At 51.0% G+C, this 15,071-nt stretch carries 14 protein-coding genes; 12 read left to right on the top strand and 2 right to left on the bottom strand.

The genetic code is table 11. The annotated features are described in order from the left end of the window. The first annotated feature begins 13 nt into the window (after positions 1 to 13). The 4 genes from ACO0LF_RS11265 to ACO0LF_RS11250 all read left to right on the top strand — a co-directional run bounded on the left by ACO0LF_RS11265 (position 14) and on the right by ACO0LF_RS11250 (position 3,384). Positions 14 to 904 carry a dienelactone hydrolase family protein gene (locus ACO0LF_RS11265; RefSeq protein ID WP_423014178.1) on the top strand — a complete coding sequence of 297 codons (891 nt, stop codon included), beginning with the start codon at positions 14 to 16 and terminating at the stop codon, positions 902 to 904. A 47-nt stretch (positions 905 to 951) separates the two neighbouring features. Continuing rightward, on the top strand, positions 952 to 1,431 hold the full coding sequence (locus tag ACO0LF_RS11260) for a c-type cytochrome (RefSeq protein ID WP_423014177.1): 480 nt from the start codon (positions 952 to 954) through the stop codon (positions 1,429 to 1,431). 330 nt (positions 1,432 to 1,761) lie between these two features. Beyond that, positions 1,762 to 2,931 carry a sigma-54 interaction domain-containing protein gene (locus ACO0LF_RS11255; RefSeq protein WP_423014176.1) on the top strand — a complete coding sequence of 390 codons (1,170 nt, stop codon included), beginning with the start codon at positions 1,762 to 1,764 and terminating at the stop codon, positions 2,929 to 2,931. Between the two features lie 99 nt (positions 2,932 to 3,030). Continuing rightward, complete coding sequence (locus ACO0LF_RS11250) at positions 3,031 to 3,384, top strand: YkgJ family cysteine cluster protein (protein ID WP_423014175.1); 354 nt, start codon at positions 3,031 to 3,033, stop codon at positions 3,382 to 3,384. Positions 3,385 to 3,741: 357 nt separating this feature from the next. Here the strand turns inward: ACO0LF_RS11250 and ACO0LF_RS11245 are convergent, their stop codons facing one another. Continuing rightward, positions 3,742 to 5,313, bottom strand: a complete 1,572-nt coding sequence (locus ACO0LF_RS11245) for an oleate hydratase (protein WP_423014174.1) — start codon at positions 5,311 to 5,313, stop codon at positions 3,742 to 3,744. Positions 5,314 to 5,510: 197 nt separating this feature from the next. Next, positions 5,511 to 5,852: a four-helix bundle copper-binding protein gene (locus ACO0LF_RS11240; RefSeq protein ID WP_423014173.1), complete on the bottom strand. Its 342-nt coding sequence runs from the start codon at positions 5,850 to 5,852 to the stop codon at positions 5,511 to 5,513. Positions 5,853 to 6,230: 378 nt separating this feature from the next. Between ACO0LF_RS11240 and ACO0LF_RS11235 the strand changes: the two genes are divergently transcribed. The 8 genes from ACO0LF_RS11235 (at position 6,231) to ACO0LF_RS11200 (ending at position 15,041) form a co-directional block, all read left to right on the top strand. Continuing rightward, on the top strand, positions 6,231 to 6,650 hold the full coding sequence (locus tag ACO0LF_RS11235) for a BON domain-containing protein (protein ID WP_423014172.1): 420 nt from the start codon (positions 6,231 to 6,233) through the stop codon (positions 6,648 to 6,650). 99 nt (positions 6,651 to 6,749) lie between these two features. Beyond that, on the top strand, positions 6,750 to 7,271 hold the full coding sequence (locus ACO0LF_RS11230; protein WP_423014171.1) for a quinol:electron acceptor oxidoreductase subunit ActD: 522 nt from the start codon (positions 6,750 to 6,752) through the stop codon (positions 7,269 to 7,271). Between the two features lie 321 nt (positions 7,272 to 7,592). Next, complete coding sequence (locus ACO0LF_RS11225) at positions 7,593 to 7,964, top strand: hypothetical protein (protein WP_423014170.1); 372 nt, start codon at positions 7,593 to 7,595, stop codon at positions 7,962 to 7,964. A 288-nt stretch (positions 7,965 to 8,252) separates the two neighbouring features. Continuing rightward, positions 8,253 to 9,374, top strand: a complete 1,122-nt coding sequence (locus ACO0LF_RS11220) for an efflux RND transporter periplasmic adaptor subunit (RefSeq protein ID WP_423014169.1) — start codon at positions 8,253 to 8,255, stop codon at positions 9,372 to 9,374. Then, on the top strand, positions 9,374 to 12,469 hold the full coding sequence (locus tag ACO0LF_RS11215; protein WP_423014168.1) for an efflux RND transporter permease subunit: 3,096 nt from the start codon (positions 9,374 to 9,376) through the stop codon (positions 12,467 to 12,469). Before ACO0LF_RS11220 ends, ACO0LF_RS11215 begins: the two co-directional genes overlap by 1 nt. Then, on the top strand, positions 12,462 to 12,764 hold the full coding sequence (locus ACO0LF_RS11210; protein ID WP_423014167.1) for a DUF3240 family protein: 303 nt from the start codon (positions 12,462 to 12,464) through the stop codon (positions 12,762 to 12,764). Before ACO0LF_RS11215 ends, ACO0LF_RS11210 begins: the two co-directional genes overlap by 8 nt. Next, positions 12,761 to 14,011 (top strand): TolC family protein, encoded by a 1,251-nt coding sequence (locus ACO0LF_RS11205; protein WP_423014166.1) that lies wholly within the window; start codon positions 12,761 to 12,763, stop codon positions 14,009 to 14,011. Before ACO0LF_RS11210 ends, ACO0LF_RS11205 begins: the two co-directional genes overlap by 4 nt. Before the next feature lie 223 nt (positions 14,012 to 14,234). After that, on the top strand, positions 14,235 to 15,041 hold the full coding sequence (locus ACO0LF_RS11200; protein ID WP_423014165.1) for a beta/gamma crystallin-related protein: 807 nt from the start codon (positions 14,235 to 14,237) through the stop codon (positions 15,039 to 15,041). Positions 15,042 to 15,071: the final 30 nt, after the last annotated feature.

Below are 15,071 nucleotides of genomic sequence, written 5' to 3'. Positions count from 1 at the left end.
CCAGGAGAATAAAATGACACGTCAAACCTCAGATGATTTCAAGCCAGAAGTATTGCAACTGTTTGATCAATATGTCCATGGTCAGATAGATAGACGTGGGTTTTTGCAATCAGCCAGTAAATTTGCAGTTGGTGCGGTGACGGCCGAGGTATTGCTGCAACAACTTAGCCCTAATTTCGCCCAGGCCCAGCAAGTGCCGAAAACGGATGCACGCATACAGGCGCGCTATGTTGACTATCCATCGCCACAAGGCTACGGTACTCTGCGTGGCTATCTCGTCACGCCAGCGGAAGTGAAAGCGAAATTAGCTACCGTACTGGTCGTGCATGAAAACCGCGGCTTGAACCCGCATATAGAAGACATCGCCCGTCGTCTGGCGCTGGACGGCTTTATCGCCTTTGCGCCAGATGCCCTGGCACCACTGGGCGGTTACCCCGGTGATGAAGAAAAAGCCCGCGAACTTTTCCCTAAGCTTGACCAGGCCAAGACCCGCGCTGATTTTCTGGAGGCTGCAACGATCCTGAAAAAACTGCCAGAAGGAAATGGCAAGGTTGGCGTGGTCGGGTTTTGTTATGGCGGTGGTATTTCCAATTTCCTCGCAACCAAAATCCCAGACCTGGCGGGCGCCGTGCCTTTCTATGGCGGTCAACCTGCAGAAGAGGAAGCCGCAAAAATCAAGGCGCCACTACTCATCCATTACGCTGGTGTGGATGAGCGCATTAATGCCGGTTGGCCAAAATATGAAGCTGCGCTGACGAAGGCAGGTGTCAAGTACCAGGCCTTTGTCTATGCTGGTGTTCAGCATGGTTTTAATAATGATACGACGCCACGCTACGATGCAGCGGCTGCCACACTGGCATGGCAGCGCACGATAGAGTTTTTCAAGATAAATTTGCGTGCCTGATAAAACTTGAAACTAGGCTTTTTAACCACCACAGTCCGGGAACATCCATGAAAAAAACTGCATCAAAGATTTTACTAGGCTTAAGCGCAGCCACGGTCCTGATTGCATCGACATCCGTGTTGGCGCAACAGGCACCCAAGCCAGAAACGCTGATCAAATGGCGGCAATCGGCTTACCAGGTCATAGGCTGGAATTCAGGCCGCATCAAGTCTTCGCTGGAAGGACAATACAATAAAGAAGAAGTCATCAAGGCTGCCAATACCATAGCGGTGTTGTCGAATGCCGGTCTGGGGGCTTTGTTCCCGGCTGGTACTGAGCAAGGCAAGGGTTGGCATGATACGGCAGTCAAGCCTGAGTTGTTCAAGGATGGCAAACATGTAGGCGAGCTGGCGGCAAACTTTAGCAAGGAAGCCAATGAACTGGCCAAGCTCGCGCTGGCAGGCGATCCGGTAGCTGTCAAAGATCAATATGGAAAATTGACACGCACCTGCAAGGCTTGCCATGATGATTATAAAGTGTCGAATTAAATATCAAATTAAATGCAGGATTAATTATTGAAATAAATGTGGTGTCGCCAGCACACAACAAGCAAGGGGCAGATATTTTTCATTCTGATATGCGATGCGAAAGATGTCTCGCCCTGCACGCTCATCCTCGCAAATGCACACTGGTCTTGCATTTAATTTTCTATCAGAAATATTTTCAAAAAAGTGGATAAGAAAGTTTGTAAAAATTCGTTTTACTTGAGGAACTCCCACGGTAGTCTGGTGTCGTCGAATGCAGTTATGAGGAAAGAGCGTTTTCTTTCTTAGGTTGCGTTCATTTTACTTTCAGCAGACTCAGCCAGAAAGCATGTCGTGAATAAATTACTGACCTTCCCCGATAATCAAAACATGATCTTGTCCATACGGGCCAAGGCCATGATGTTTAATGATCCACGCTCTGCCACACTATTGCAGCAAGTAGAACGCATAGCCCGCAGCGAAGCCACTGCCCTGATCATAGGTGAAACCGGGACGGGCAAAGAGTTGGTGGCACGCCATATCCATAATCATAGCGGGCGCAAAGGCCCGTTTATTGCAGTCAATTGCGGTGCCTTTAGCGAAACCCTGATTGATGCTGAATTATTTGGTCATGAAAGTGGTGCATTTACCGGTGCCACACAATCGCGTTCTGGCTGGTTCGAGGCAGCCAATGGCGGTACTTTATTTCTTGATGAGATAGGTGATCTGTCACTCGCATTGCAAGTGAAACTGCTGCGGGTATTACAAGAGCGCCAGGTGGTCAGACTGGGTTCACGCAAGCCTATACCGCTGGATGTCAGACTGGTGGCAGCAACCAATGTGGACTTGCACAAGGCCATAGAGGCTGAGCATTTTCGTTCGGATTTATATTACCGCCTCAGTGTTGCCACGATTAATTTACCTCCTTTGTTTGAACGTACTGGTGACATACTGCCACTGGCCCATCATTTTATTGCCACCTATGGCGAAAAAATGAAACTTGATAATGTAAGACTGTCACCAGAAGCAGAAACTGCGCTACTGCAATATGAGTGGCCAGGCAATATACGTGAGCTGGAAAACGTCATTCACTTTGCCTTGATAGTTTGCCGCGATAAAGTGATTTTATCTGAGGATTTGAAACTGGCTGGTGTTGCCCGGCGCAAGAGCACAGCAAACTCGGCTACAGTCACGGTGCAGGGCTTGCCAGCAGAAGTGCAGGTTCATGCCAGCAATACGCTAACAACGCCAGATCAGGAAGCCAGCTTGAAAGAGAGATTGCAGGCACTGATAGTCGAAAGCATAGAAACCGGAGATGCAGGCATATTTGAATTTTATGAACAAACCCTGATTCATACGGCTTTCAATTTTTGCGCACAAAATCAGGTGCAAACTGCCAAGCTGCTGGGTATCTCCAGAAATATTTTACGCACGCATTTGAAGCATCATGGTTTGATAGGTTTTGAAGTGGAAGCCAGGCATCTGATTGATGACAATAGACATTTCGGGTTGCCTGTGCAATGAATGCAGGCACGCTGAGTGCAGCGTAGCAGCGGTAGACACCAGGCTTTGATATCCTTGCTATACTGTTTCATCAGTATAGGAAGTCCGACTTATCCAGTCATGTCTGCCATCAGCCAAAAGATAAAATTTTTCAGGAAACGCATTCCCTCATTTGAGTGCGTGCCCGGTTGCCATGATTGTTGCGGACCAGTGACGACCTCGTCTTTTGAGATTGCTGAGCTGCCCGTAAAGTCGGATGCCCAGCACGAGGCAGCCTTGGCAGAGTTGAGTTGTCCTTATCTGGCTGAAAAAGGTTGCGAAGTCTACGATGACAGGCCCATCATCTGCCGTTTGTTTGGCACCACCCCCAGGCTCTTGTGCCCACATGGCAAACGCCCTGAAGAATTGATTGATGCCGAGCTGGATATGGAAATTCAGGAATTTTTCTTGTCTACCCGTCAGGTGCTGCTCTGATATTTTTAAGGGATTGTTGCAAAATTAAGAAAAGTAAGCGTAACTAGTTCAGACAGTACTAAAGCAAAAGATATCCACGGAAGAAGCCGAGTGACAAGGTCGCATGGCCTGGAAAATGTGTAGGGTGCACCGTGCGCACCGCCTCTTTGTCAGCAATTTCAAAAGAAGCATGTCTTCATGTGCAGAGTAGTGTATGCATGCGTTAAAAATTGGTGCGCATGGCGCACCCTACTGGACGAAAACGAGTTTCAGCTATCCATTGCTTTTATTTGAGCGCCCGTTGCAAAATGAAGATACAGTCCCTAAAAATGGATAGCATAATGCAGCCAGATTTAATACCTGGCTGCATTGCCCAATTTACTTGAACGCCTTGATCAATGCTTCCATTTTTGTGCCAAGGGATTTGTCATGTGCAGTGACTGGTGGTACTTGCTTGTTGACGCCCAATAATTGGTAGACGGCCATTTGTGCCGCGCGAACTGAGTATTCGACAGTAAAGACCACATCGTCTGCGACTTCGACAAACTGGCTAATGAAAGCAAAATTTTTCGTGCCCGGTGGAACTGGCAAAGGCCGGTCACCGATGGAGCGTGGCATGAACATGCTGGTGATATACGGCATCCTGCAAGGTATGCAATTGGCATTGTCAAATACTTCGCTATCAAAGCGTAGATGGCCCAGCAATTCCTGCAAGATCTCGGCGCCGTTGCATTCACTCATGGGCTTGGCGACATAATTGCCGATGCGGTCGGGGAAGAGCGCATAACCCCAGAACACCTGCACATCTGCTGGTTGATTGATAAAGTGTGGCTGATGCGCCAGCACGATAGACATCAGCCAGTTGGAATCCTTGAAAGTGACCAGGCCGCCGGTACCAGCTTCATTGCCACTGAATTTCTGCATCAGGTTAAAGAAACGCGGATCTTTCAAGGTGACCGTGAAAGATGCCCAGTACGACCGCGCGATGCAACTATTGAACGCCGCTGGATTGCCCATGCCTGGGTGTTCGGCTGCCAGCTGTTCCCATAACTGCCAGCCTCCACTATCAAGCTTGTTGCGCTTTTCTGGCGCGCTGCTCATGGAACCCAGGCTGGATGCATCGGTCATCGAGCCATTTTGCAGGAAGACCAGGTCACCTTCATCGACAGTAATGATTTCTTCCACGCCGCCGCGCAGGCAATGCAGGCCAGTGACCATGAATTGCTCATTGCTCAGGGTATGTGTGATTTTTTGTACCTGGCAATCCATGATGAAACGCACGCCATTCTGCTTCAACCAGGTTTGCAGGGGCAAGACCAGTGAGTCGTATTGATTGTAGATGGTACGCTTGACGCCAGCCAGGGTTTCTATGCGCGAGAACTCCATCATGAATCTATGCAGATAACGCTTGAACTCGACGGCACTATGCCAGGGCTGGAAGGCAAAGGTCGTGGCCCACATATACCAGAATTCAGTTTCAAAGAAAGAAGGCGACAGCCATTCAGTAATATTACTATTACCCATCTCTGCTTCATCGGCCTGGCTCAGTTTCAGTAATTCCATGCGATCCTGCATGGAAAAACCCATGGATGATACGGGCACCTTGGCACGGCGCTGGTCAACCAGCCTGGCCTTGGAGTTGGATTGGTGGTGCTCATTGAATTCCACGGTTTCTTCAAATACTGATCTGCCAGGATTATGCAATGAGGGTATGGATTTGAATAAATCCCATGTGCATTCATAATTGTCCGTGGTCAGCATGCGGCCACCGCGTAATGAATAGCCTTGTTCAGGGTTGCCTGCGCCATCCAGGCTGCCGCCTATCAGTGAGCCAGCCTCAAGTATGGAGATATTGTCACCCTTGATTTTCCCGTCGCGTATCATAAAAGCTGCTGCGGCCAGCGAGCCTATGCCAGCGCCTATCAAATAGGCTTTTGTCGTGTTAGTCATGTTTTCCTTAAGTTTAAGATGAATGTAAGCGCTTGTCCCGGCTCATGGCACTAGCCTGGCACATAGGCCATGCCTGTGTTTTGCGCCAGAACAAGGATTTGATGATTTGTGTGATGTTGTAAAGCGAAAAAGATGAGCAAGCCTGGTTGGCGTAAGCAATGTCTGCTGTTCTTGCCTGCAACCAGGCCAGGATTTCTTTACATGGCAGCACAAGTGTCAGCACAAGTACGGCAGGCTTGTGCGCAAGCGCGCATCATGCCATCCGGGTCAGTATGGGCTTCACAGAGGGTGGCGCAAGCTGCGCAGATTTCGGCACATTCTTTGGCCAGATGAGTATGATGTGGTGAACGGCGGCTCATGAAGTCTGCATGTACCAGGCAAATCTGGGCACAGTCGAGCAGGCTGACAAGATGTAATACTTCACTGTGATTGCTGTCACCATGCATAACATGGGCAGCAGTTGCGGTACAAATGCGATGGCATTCCAGGCAATTGGCAAGGCATTGTTCCATGCTCTCATTAAGAGGTTTTAATTTCATTACAGTTCTCCTTGGGTGATGAGTTGGCTATCGTATTGGGCAATACTCCAGTGCACCAAATAAGCTAATACAGAAAGTGCATGAGTAAGAGTCTCTATATATACGGCGTTTTCTGTAAAAGGAATGTGCGCTGACGTACATGAGGAATGAGTTTTTAATAAAATTTCTTGTTGCGGTCGACTTGCCGGTTTTGTTTTTTTTGCCTGTTAGTCCGTGGTATGCACATCCAGGAAATTTGATTCAGATTTTTCGCTCAGTCAAAAAAATTCTAGGTTTTTTCATTTATTTTTTCCACATGTGTCTTAGCGTACAGAAGCCAAATCTTTCCCGGCTTATTCTGTCTGTGCCTGTCCACGGGCTTTTATCAAGGAGAAATGAATGAAACGAATAGCAAATACGATAGGGATCGCTTCATTGCTGTGTTTCGCCGTATTGCCAGTCGCCGGGTTTGCAGCTGACAAGTCAGCACCGCCTGTTGTGACTGAAGGCAAGACAGCATCGAATGTCGATAATTCCAGCATGAATGGCCGTGACAAAAATGCCGCGAATGCCACTGCAGAAGATCAATCCAATTCACCAGCAGATCGTAAGCTTCTGGCTGCTGTGCGACGCTCAGTCGTTCAGGACAAGTCACTTTCTGTGACTGCACATAACATCAAGATACTGGTAGAAGCAGGCACTGTGACTTTACGCGGTCCTGTAAAAACTGCAGATGAAAAAACCAGGATAGAAAAACTCGCTCAAGCTGTTCCAGGCGTGGCTTCTGTCAATAATTCTCTGGATGTGAAATCCAATTGAAGCAGGTGAACAAGAAATTAATGCAAAACTGATTCAAATCATGTAATTCGACTTACTTCAACTTATTTCAACTTATTTCAACTTAATCAAGGAATACATATGAAAAACGCTGTCTATTGCATCGCAAAAAATCGTATCCAGGCCGAAACCATCGTTGAAAACCTGAAAATTGCAGGCCTGCCAAGTCAGGATATTTCTGTCTTGTTCCCGGATCAGACTGGTAGCCGCGATTTCGCGCATGAACAAAATACCAAATTGCCTGAAGGCGCAGCTGCAGGTGGCGTTGCCGGCATGAGTGTCGGTGCTATCCTGGGCTGGTTGACAGGCATCGGTTCCCTGGCGATTCCTGGTGTAGGCCCTTTCATTGCTGCTGGCCCTATCATGGCCGCCTTGGGCGGTGCTGCGCTGGGTACTGCTGCTGGTGGCATCATCGGTGCACTGGTGGGCATGGGCATCCCGGAATATGAAGCGAAATTGTATGACGGGAAAATCCGCGATGGCAATATCCTGATCTCCGTCCATACTGATAATTCTGATCAGGTCCATAAAACAAAAGACATCTACAAAAATGCTGGTGCAGAAGATATCAATTCCACTTCTGAAGCCAGTGTACCGTCTTAAATTTTAACGGACTTTACTGTCTGTTTAATATAGGAATGGCAGCGAATTCTGCCATTATTAAAGCGGATTGCTGTTGCAGTCCGTTTTTTTATTGCCATGTTTAGCACAGCCTCTCCAGTTAACACGATAGAAAAGTATGATGTTGTACGCGTTTGTTGGGGTGCGCCATGCGCACCATTTCCTGTGCTTGCATACGCTACTATGCATATGTCCATTTATAGATTGAGATTTTGACTAGCATGGCAGTGCGCGGGGCGCATCCTGCACGGGTATCCGGCAGTTTAGCTGCACATGTGCCTCAAATATGCTACAGTCTCGCCCATGAGTAAGTCATTTATCCAGCGCCTGGCAGTCATATTGCTCGTCATTTTCATGACGAACCTTGGTGCATGGAACTTGAATTCTTCGCGGATCACGCATGCGCTTGAGCATGATGGCCGCCCTGAAGTGAGTACATCTGCTCCGCAGCATGATGCCAGGAATACCGACAGGGATAATGGGCATAGTGCTATTGAACACCAGATGCTGCATGCGGTGGATCATTTGCAATTATTCCCTGACACTACAGCATTGCTGACTTTTCACGCTCCTCTTGCACCTGATAGCAGTTGGCATTTTACTGCGCAGCTCCTGCCCTTCTCCACCTACGATGCGCCATATCGCCCCCCTTGCGGCGAACCTATACTGGCGTAAATCCATGCTAGGTTTTATTGGATGAATTTGTATTAATTGTCAGCGGAAATCATTCCGCTTGTATGGCAATTTTTACAGTTTTTAATTCTGCTTAATATCCTCTGCAATGAGCCTTGCAAGCACTTGCTTGCCTGCGCACGCCTTCCATATCTATCAATTCTTGCCAACTTTGCCTGTCTTGCTCATGCCATTGTGCACGTGCTTTGCATAGGCATACGCGTTGGTAATTGATCTATCTGATGTGCTTGTCGCAAGCGCATCCCCCTATGCGTCATTTGGGAACTCAATATGAAAAACAGAAATTTCTCCAGACAGCTGTACTGCGCTTTGTTGCTGTCAGCGCTAAGTCAAATGCCATTGCAGGCAGCAGAAAAGCAAGCCAGGTTTGCCGTCACGGCACAGCAAATGCAGGCAATGAATATCCAGGTCAGTGCTTTACAAAAGGATGCCAGGCCGCTGACATTGAGCTTGCCTGCCCAGGTCAGCGTGCCAGCGCATAAAGAACAAATCATCAGCTCGCCGGTGGCTGGACTGGCGGTGCAACTTTATGTACAAGCGAATCAAGAGGTCAGACAGGGCACTCCACTGTTACGTATCAGTAGCCAGGAACTGGGGCCTCTGCAATTGCAATTGTTGCAGGCTGTCAGCCGCCATACCCTGGCACGCCAGGCAGCACAGCGCGAAAAAGCCCTGTTCGACGAGGGTATCATTGCCCAGCGCCGTGTGCAGGAATCACAGGCAGCGCTGGCAGAAAGCGAGGCGGTATTGCGCCAGTCCAGGGCGGCTTTGCGTCTGACTGGTTTGTCGGCCACCAATATCGATCGCATTGTCAGCTCAGGCAAGCTGGAAGACGGCCTGACCCTGCATGCGACGCAGGCAGGCGTTATCACGCAAATGGAAGTCAAACCGGGTCAGCGTCTTGATCCGTCCACAGTCTTGTTGCATGTAGCGCAGACTGGACAGTTGCAACTGGAGATACAGGCAGCGCTGGCGGATGCCGCGGCCTGGCGCATAGGCAGTAAATTGCAGGTACAGGGGCGCAGTGCGACAGGCCGCATCGTCAGCATCAGTCCTCTGGTCGTGGCTGGAAGCCAGACCCTCAGTCTGCGTGCCGAGGTCGATGGCAGCGCAAGTGATTTGCGACCTGGTGAACTGGTAACCGCGCAACTGGCCCTGGCGCCGAATGCAGACAGTTTTGATATACCACTGGCAGCGCTGGCGCATGATGCGGGCCAGGCCGTGGTGTTCGTGCGCACGGTAGATGGTTTTGAGGCGCGCACTGTCAAGGTTGTAAGCAGTGCTGGCCAGCGGGTGAGGGTGCAGGGTGCATTAAAGGCAGATGAAAAAATCGCTGTCAGCGGTGTGATTGCCCTCAAGGGTTCCTGGCTGGGTGAAAAGGGAGCAGGTTGATGCTGGCGCGACTCATACAATTTTCTTTGGCGCAGCGGCTGTTCATGCTGTTGCTGAGTATCTTGCTGCCGGGTGCAGGCTGGCTGGCTTTCAGGCAATTGCCTATAGATGCTTTTCCTGATGTTTCTGGCACCCAGGTCAAGCTCATCATGAAAGCCCCAGGCATGACGCCGGAAGAAGTCGAAACCCGGATTGCCGTCCCCATAGAAGTGGAAATGCTGGGCATACCCAGGACGCGTATCTTGCGTTCTGTAACCAAGTATGGCCTGGTCGATGTCACCATCGATTTTGAGGATGGTGTCGACATTTACTGGGCACGTCAGCAAGTCAGTGAACGCCTCAGCGGCATCACAGAGAATTTGCCTGCCGGGATCAGTGGCGGCATGGCACCTATCACTACTCCACTGGGTGAGATGTTCATGTTCACTGTAGAAGCAGATCAAATGCCCCTGGCAGAGCGGCGGCAATTACTCGATACCGTCATTCGTCCGGCATTGCGCACAGTGACGGGTGTGGCAGATGTCAATTCCCTGGGAGGCGTGGTAAGGGCTTTTGAGGTGATACCCGATCCGGCTGCCATGGCAGCTGCGGGTATCAGTATCGCGCAGTTGAAAGAAGCCATACGCGCCAATAACCGCAACGATGGCGCAGGCAGACTGGGCGAGGGCGATGAAGTCTTGCTGGTGCGCAGCGAGGGGAGTATCAATACCCTCGATGATTTGCGTGCCGTGGTAGTCACGCTCAAGGATACTCATCCTGTAAGGCTGGGCAATCTGGCGGAAGTCAGGATGGGCGAGATGACACGTTATGGCGCCGTCACCAAAAGCGGCAAGGCAGAAGCAGTGGAAGGACTGGTACTCGGCCTGGCCGGTGCCAATGCCCAGCAAGTAGTCACAGGCGTGCGCAAAAAAATCGCTGAACTGGCACCCACCTTGCCCAAGGGCGCGCGTATCGAGGTGTTTTACGACAGGGCATCCCTGGTAGACAAAGCAGTGGGCGCGGTGTCGTCAGCTCTGCTGGAAGCTACCGTGATTGTTGTAATTTTGCTGGTGCTCTTTTTGGGTAATCTGCGTGCTGCGCTGACCGTTGCCACGGTATTGCCACTATCTGCCCTGATTACCTTCATCCTCATGCGCCTGTTTGGAATGTCCGCCAATCTCATGAGTCTGGGCGGTTTGGCGATTGCCATAGGCATGCTGGTGGATGCTGCGGTGGTGGTGGTCGAGAACATCGTACAAAGGCTGGCGCATGATACGACTGCCGGTAAATTGCCGCGCCTGCATATGATTTATCGTGCAGTGCGTGAAGTCAGTCTGCCGGTGACTTCTGGCATGCTCATCATTATCACTGTGTTCCTGCCTTTGCTGACCCTGGAAGGGCTGGAAGGTAAATTCTTTGTGCCGGTGGCATTGACTATCGTCTTTGCACTGGCAGGTTCCTTGCTGTTGTCTTTCACGATAATACCTGTGCTGGCGTCATATCTCTTGCGCGCAGTCAGGCATGAAGAACCCTGGTTGCCGCGCAAGCTGCTGGCCTTGTATGCACCCATGCTGGCCTGGGCCATGCGCCAACAAAAATGGGTGGCGGCGGTTGCCGTTGCTTTACTACTGGTGGCGGCAGGTGTTTACACCCAGGTCGGCAAAACCTTCATGCCTGTCATGGATGAAGGTGACCTGATAGTAGGCATAGAAAAGCTGCCTTCCATCAGCCTGGAACAAAGCGTGGCCCTGGACTTGAAAATCCAGCAAGCCATCATGCAAGCCATACCAGAAGTGACAGGCATCGTGGCAAGGGCAGGTTCCGATGAAATTGGCCTTGACCCCATGGGCTTGAACCAGACAGATAGTTATCTCCTGCTAAAGCCACGCAAGGACTGGAAACTCACAAGCAAGGAAGCACTGGTCGATGAAGTGCGCAAGGTGCTCGATACCCTGCCTGGCATCAAATACAGTTTCACCCAGCCCATAGAATTGCGGGTATCGGAAATGATACTGGGTGTGCGGGGTGATATTGCCGTCAAGATTTTTGGACCTGAACTGGATAAGCTGAATCACTATGCCAGCCAGCTTGAGGCCATCTTGAAAACAGTAGCGGGCAATCAGGATGTGTACACCGTGCAAAACGATGGCGTGCAATATCTGCGCGTAGTGATAGACCGCTTGCAGGCAGGGCGACTGGGTTTGTCAGTAGAAGAAATCCAGGATGCCCTGCGCATGCAGATAGAGGGCCAGCAGGCCGGTACCGTGATAGAGGGGAATCGGCGCAGCCCGATTATCCTGCGGGCTGGTAAATCGGTAGGTTTGTCGCCTGCTGAATTTGCCGCCACCCGCATCACCAGCAAGGATGGCGTCAGTGTGCCCTTATCCAGCGTTGCCAGGCTGGAAAGGGCAGAAGGGCCAGTCAAGATAGACCGTGAAATGGGCAGTCGTTACGCTGTCGTGATTGCCAATGTCAGTGGCCGCGATATGGTCGGTTTTGTGCAAGAGGCGAAGTCAGAAGTCGCCAAAAAACTAGCCTTGCCTAGTGGTTACCACATCAGTTGGGGCGGGCAATTTGAAAATCAGCAAAGGGCAGCCAGCCGTTTGATGGTGGTGGTGCCAGTGGCGCTGGGCCTGATCTTTGTCTTGCTGTTTTCCACTTTTCGCTCGATTCGCCAGGCCTTGCTGATTTTGTCCATCATCCCGTTTGCCCTGGTTGGTGGTGTGCTGGCTTTGTGGCTCACTGGTGAATATCTGTCTGTGCCAGCCTCTGTGGGCTTCATCGCCCTGCTGGGTATTACGGTGTTGAACGGTGTGGTGCTGGTCAGCTATTTCAACCAGTTGCTGGCAACAGGGATGGCTCTGGCGGAAGTGGTCATACAGGGCGCGCACCGGCGCTTGCGCCCCATATTGATGACTGCATCAATTACCGCATTTGGTTTGATACCGCTGCTATTCGCCAGCGGCCCGGGCTCTGAAATCCAGCGTCCTTTGGCCATCGTCGTGATCGGTGGCTTGATCACAGCCACAGCGTTGACCTTGCTGTTATTACCTATTTTGTATGCGCGCTTTGCTTTTGCCAAAGACCAGCGCATGAAGGAAAATTCCCATGTCTGAATTATGTTTTAGTTTGTTATGTCCAGCCAGGCTGGAAGAAAAACTGCTCGACAGTTTGCTGGTGCTGCCGGGTATTCAACTGCTCATCAGTACTCCCGCTGCTGCCTATGGCATGCTGAGCGTCACTCTGAATGCCCGTGAACAAGTCATAGGGCATGCGCTCATGACACTGGTGCAAGTGCTATTGCCGTTACACGGCAAGCAAGCCATGCTGACTCTGTTGCAGCAAGAATTTGCGGGGGCTGGCCTGCATTACTGGATCAGCCCTGTCCTTGAAGCCGGAGAAATTTTATGAAAACATTCCCCTTGATTAGCAGTGTCATGAGCTTGATGTTATTCAATACCTTTGCTCATGCCCAGGTGATGGCGATAGAAACCCCGGGCTTGTTACCTACCCCAGTGGTGCGCCATTTACTGGCGCAAGACCCGCTCGTTAATGCCGCCCAGGCGGGGCTTGACGCAGCCAGGCAGGAAGCAGGTTTGTTGCAGGCATCTCCCTATGAATGGACAGCAAAAATAACTGCCCAGCGCCGGACAACACAGAATGAAGCTACTTCGCGCGAATGGAATGCTGGCATAGAACGCGGCATACGCATGCCCGCCAAGGCCGCAGCCGACCGCCAGATGAGTAGCGCTGTGCTGGCCGAAGCCGAGGCACAGTATGGCGCAGCTTTACATGTGACGGCCCGTGATTTGCTCAAGCTATGGCTGGACTGGCTGGCAAGTGAGCAGGCCTTGCAACTGGCCAGCCAGCACCGTCTGTCAGTGCAAGAGAATCTCCTCATCGTGGAAAAACGCGTCAAGGCTGGCGATGTTGCTAAACTCGATATTAACCTGGCACAGGCTGAACTGGCAGAGCAAAAACGCAGTGAAACCGAGGCCAGGGTACAGGTGCAGATAGCCTGGGGGCGTTTGCATGCTCGCTTCCCCGGTTTTGACAGGCAACACAATAATTTGCCAGCCGCAGGCCAGCTCAGGTATGAAGCCAGTTTATGGCGTGCGCGCATATTGAGCCAGAGTGATGATCTGAAAATTGCTCTTGCGCAATTTGACAAGTCACAGGCGCAGGCAGGGCAGGCACGTGCAGAGCAAACGCCCGATCCTGTGATCGGCGTTTTCACTGCATCAGAAGCGGGCGGGCGCGAGCGACTCAGCGGCATTTCCATCAGCCTGCCGTTTTCACTGGGCATGCGCAGCCAGCGTGCTGCGAAGTCCAGCCACCTGGCAAATATGAGCCGATATGAGCTGGAGTTGAAAAAGCGCCAGCTGGAAGCCGACATCCATGCCAGCATAGCCTATGCCGAGGGGCAATATGAGGGCCTGCAATTGGCAGAAAACAGTCTGGTGGCAACACAAAACAATGCCAGACTGCTGCAGCGCGCCTATACTTTGGGAGAGATAGAGTTACAAGCCTTGCTGGCGGCAAGGCGTCAGGCTACGTCTGCAGCGCAAAATACCCTGGTTGCCAGAGTCTCTGCCAGCATGGCTTATTACTCCTTGTTGGCAGATGCACATCTTATATGGGACTTGCAGCATGAGTAGATGTTGCATCTTATCTTGATGATGTTGTTCCCAGGCATGTTGCGCTGATATGAAATATCAATGTGTGTCAGCGCACAGACCGGTTTTGTGAAAACGGTGATGCTATCCCTCATGGTGTCCTGGTATGGATATATCGTTCATGCTGGCTCTCTTGCTAAGTCTGCATGGCGGGATAGCAATCACCCGCCATGGCTTTTTTCAGATTTCAACCTTGGAGAAACAAATGAAACAACAATTAAAATTCATAGTCGGCGTGTCCAGTTTGCTGCTGGTTGCCCATGCCAGTGCACAAATCGTATTTTATGAGGGCGAAGGCTTTCGCGGGCGCACTTTCAGTACCAATGTTCAGCAAAGCAACTTCCGTAATAGTGGTTTTAATGACCTGGCTTCATCCGTAGTCGTCTCTGGTGGCCGTTGGGAAGTCTGTGACGATGCTGGTTTCAATGGCCGCTGCGTGATCTTGAGTCGCGGTAGTTATGATAGTTTGTCGGGCCTGGGCATGAACAACCGTATTTCTTCTGTCAGGCCAGTCAATGGCCGGGGCCGCTATGATAATGAAGTAGTGCCTCCAATGAGCATGCCAAATTATGAATACCGTCGTCGTCCTAATGAAGGTGTGTTTGAAGCGCCAGTTACGTCAGTACGTGCCGTTGTCGGCCCCCCGAATGAGCGTTGCTGGGTAGAACGTCAGCAGGTCAGTCAGCCAGAACGTAGTGAACCCAACGTCGGTGGTGCCATTGCCGGTGCTTTGATCGGCGGTATCCTGGGTCACCAGGTCGGTGGTGGTACAGGGCGTGATCTGGCTACTGCTGGCGGTGCTGTTGCCGGTGGTGCGCTGGGTTCCAACGTAGGCCGCAATAACAATAATACTTATGAACGTGATGTACGTCGCTGCCAGACCACGGCCAATACCACACCAGAATATTGGGATGTCACTTACAATTATCGTGGCGTTGAGCACCGTGTTCAGATGAGTTCGCCACCGGGTTCAACGGTCGCTGTCAACAGGAATGGCGATCCCAGGCAGTAAGTAAAAGTAAGTAGATCGATTAAAAAAAAC

Origin of the sequence: Undibacterium sp. Di27W (assembly GCF_049340345.1) — a bacterium.
Classification (GTDB): domain Bacteria; phylum Pseudomonadota; class Gammaproteobacteria; order Burkholderiales; family Burkholderiaceae_D; genus Undibacterium.
This window is presented reverse-complemented; position numbering and strand designations above follow the sequence as displayed.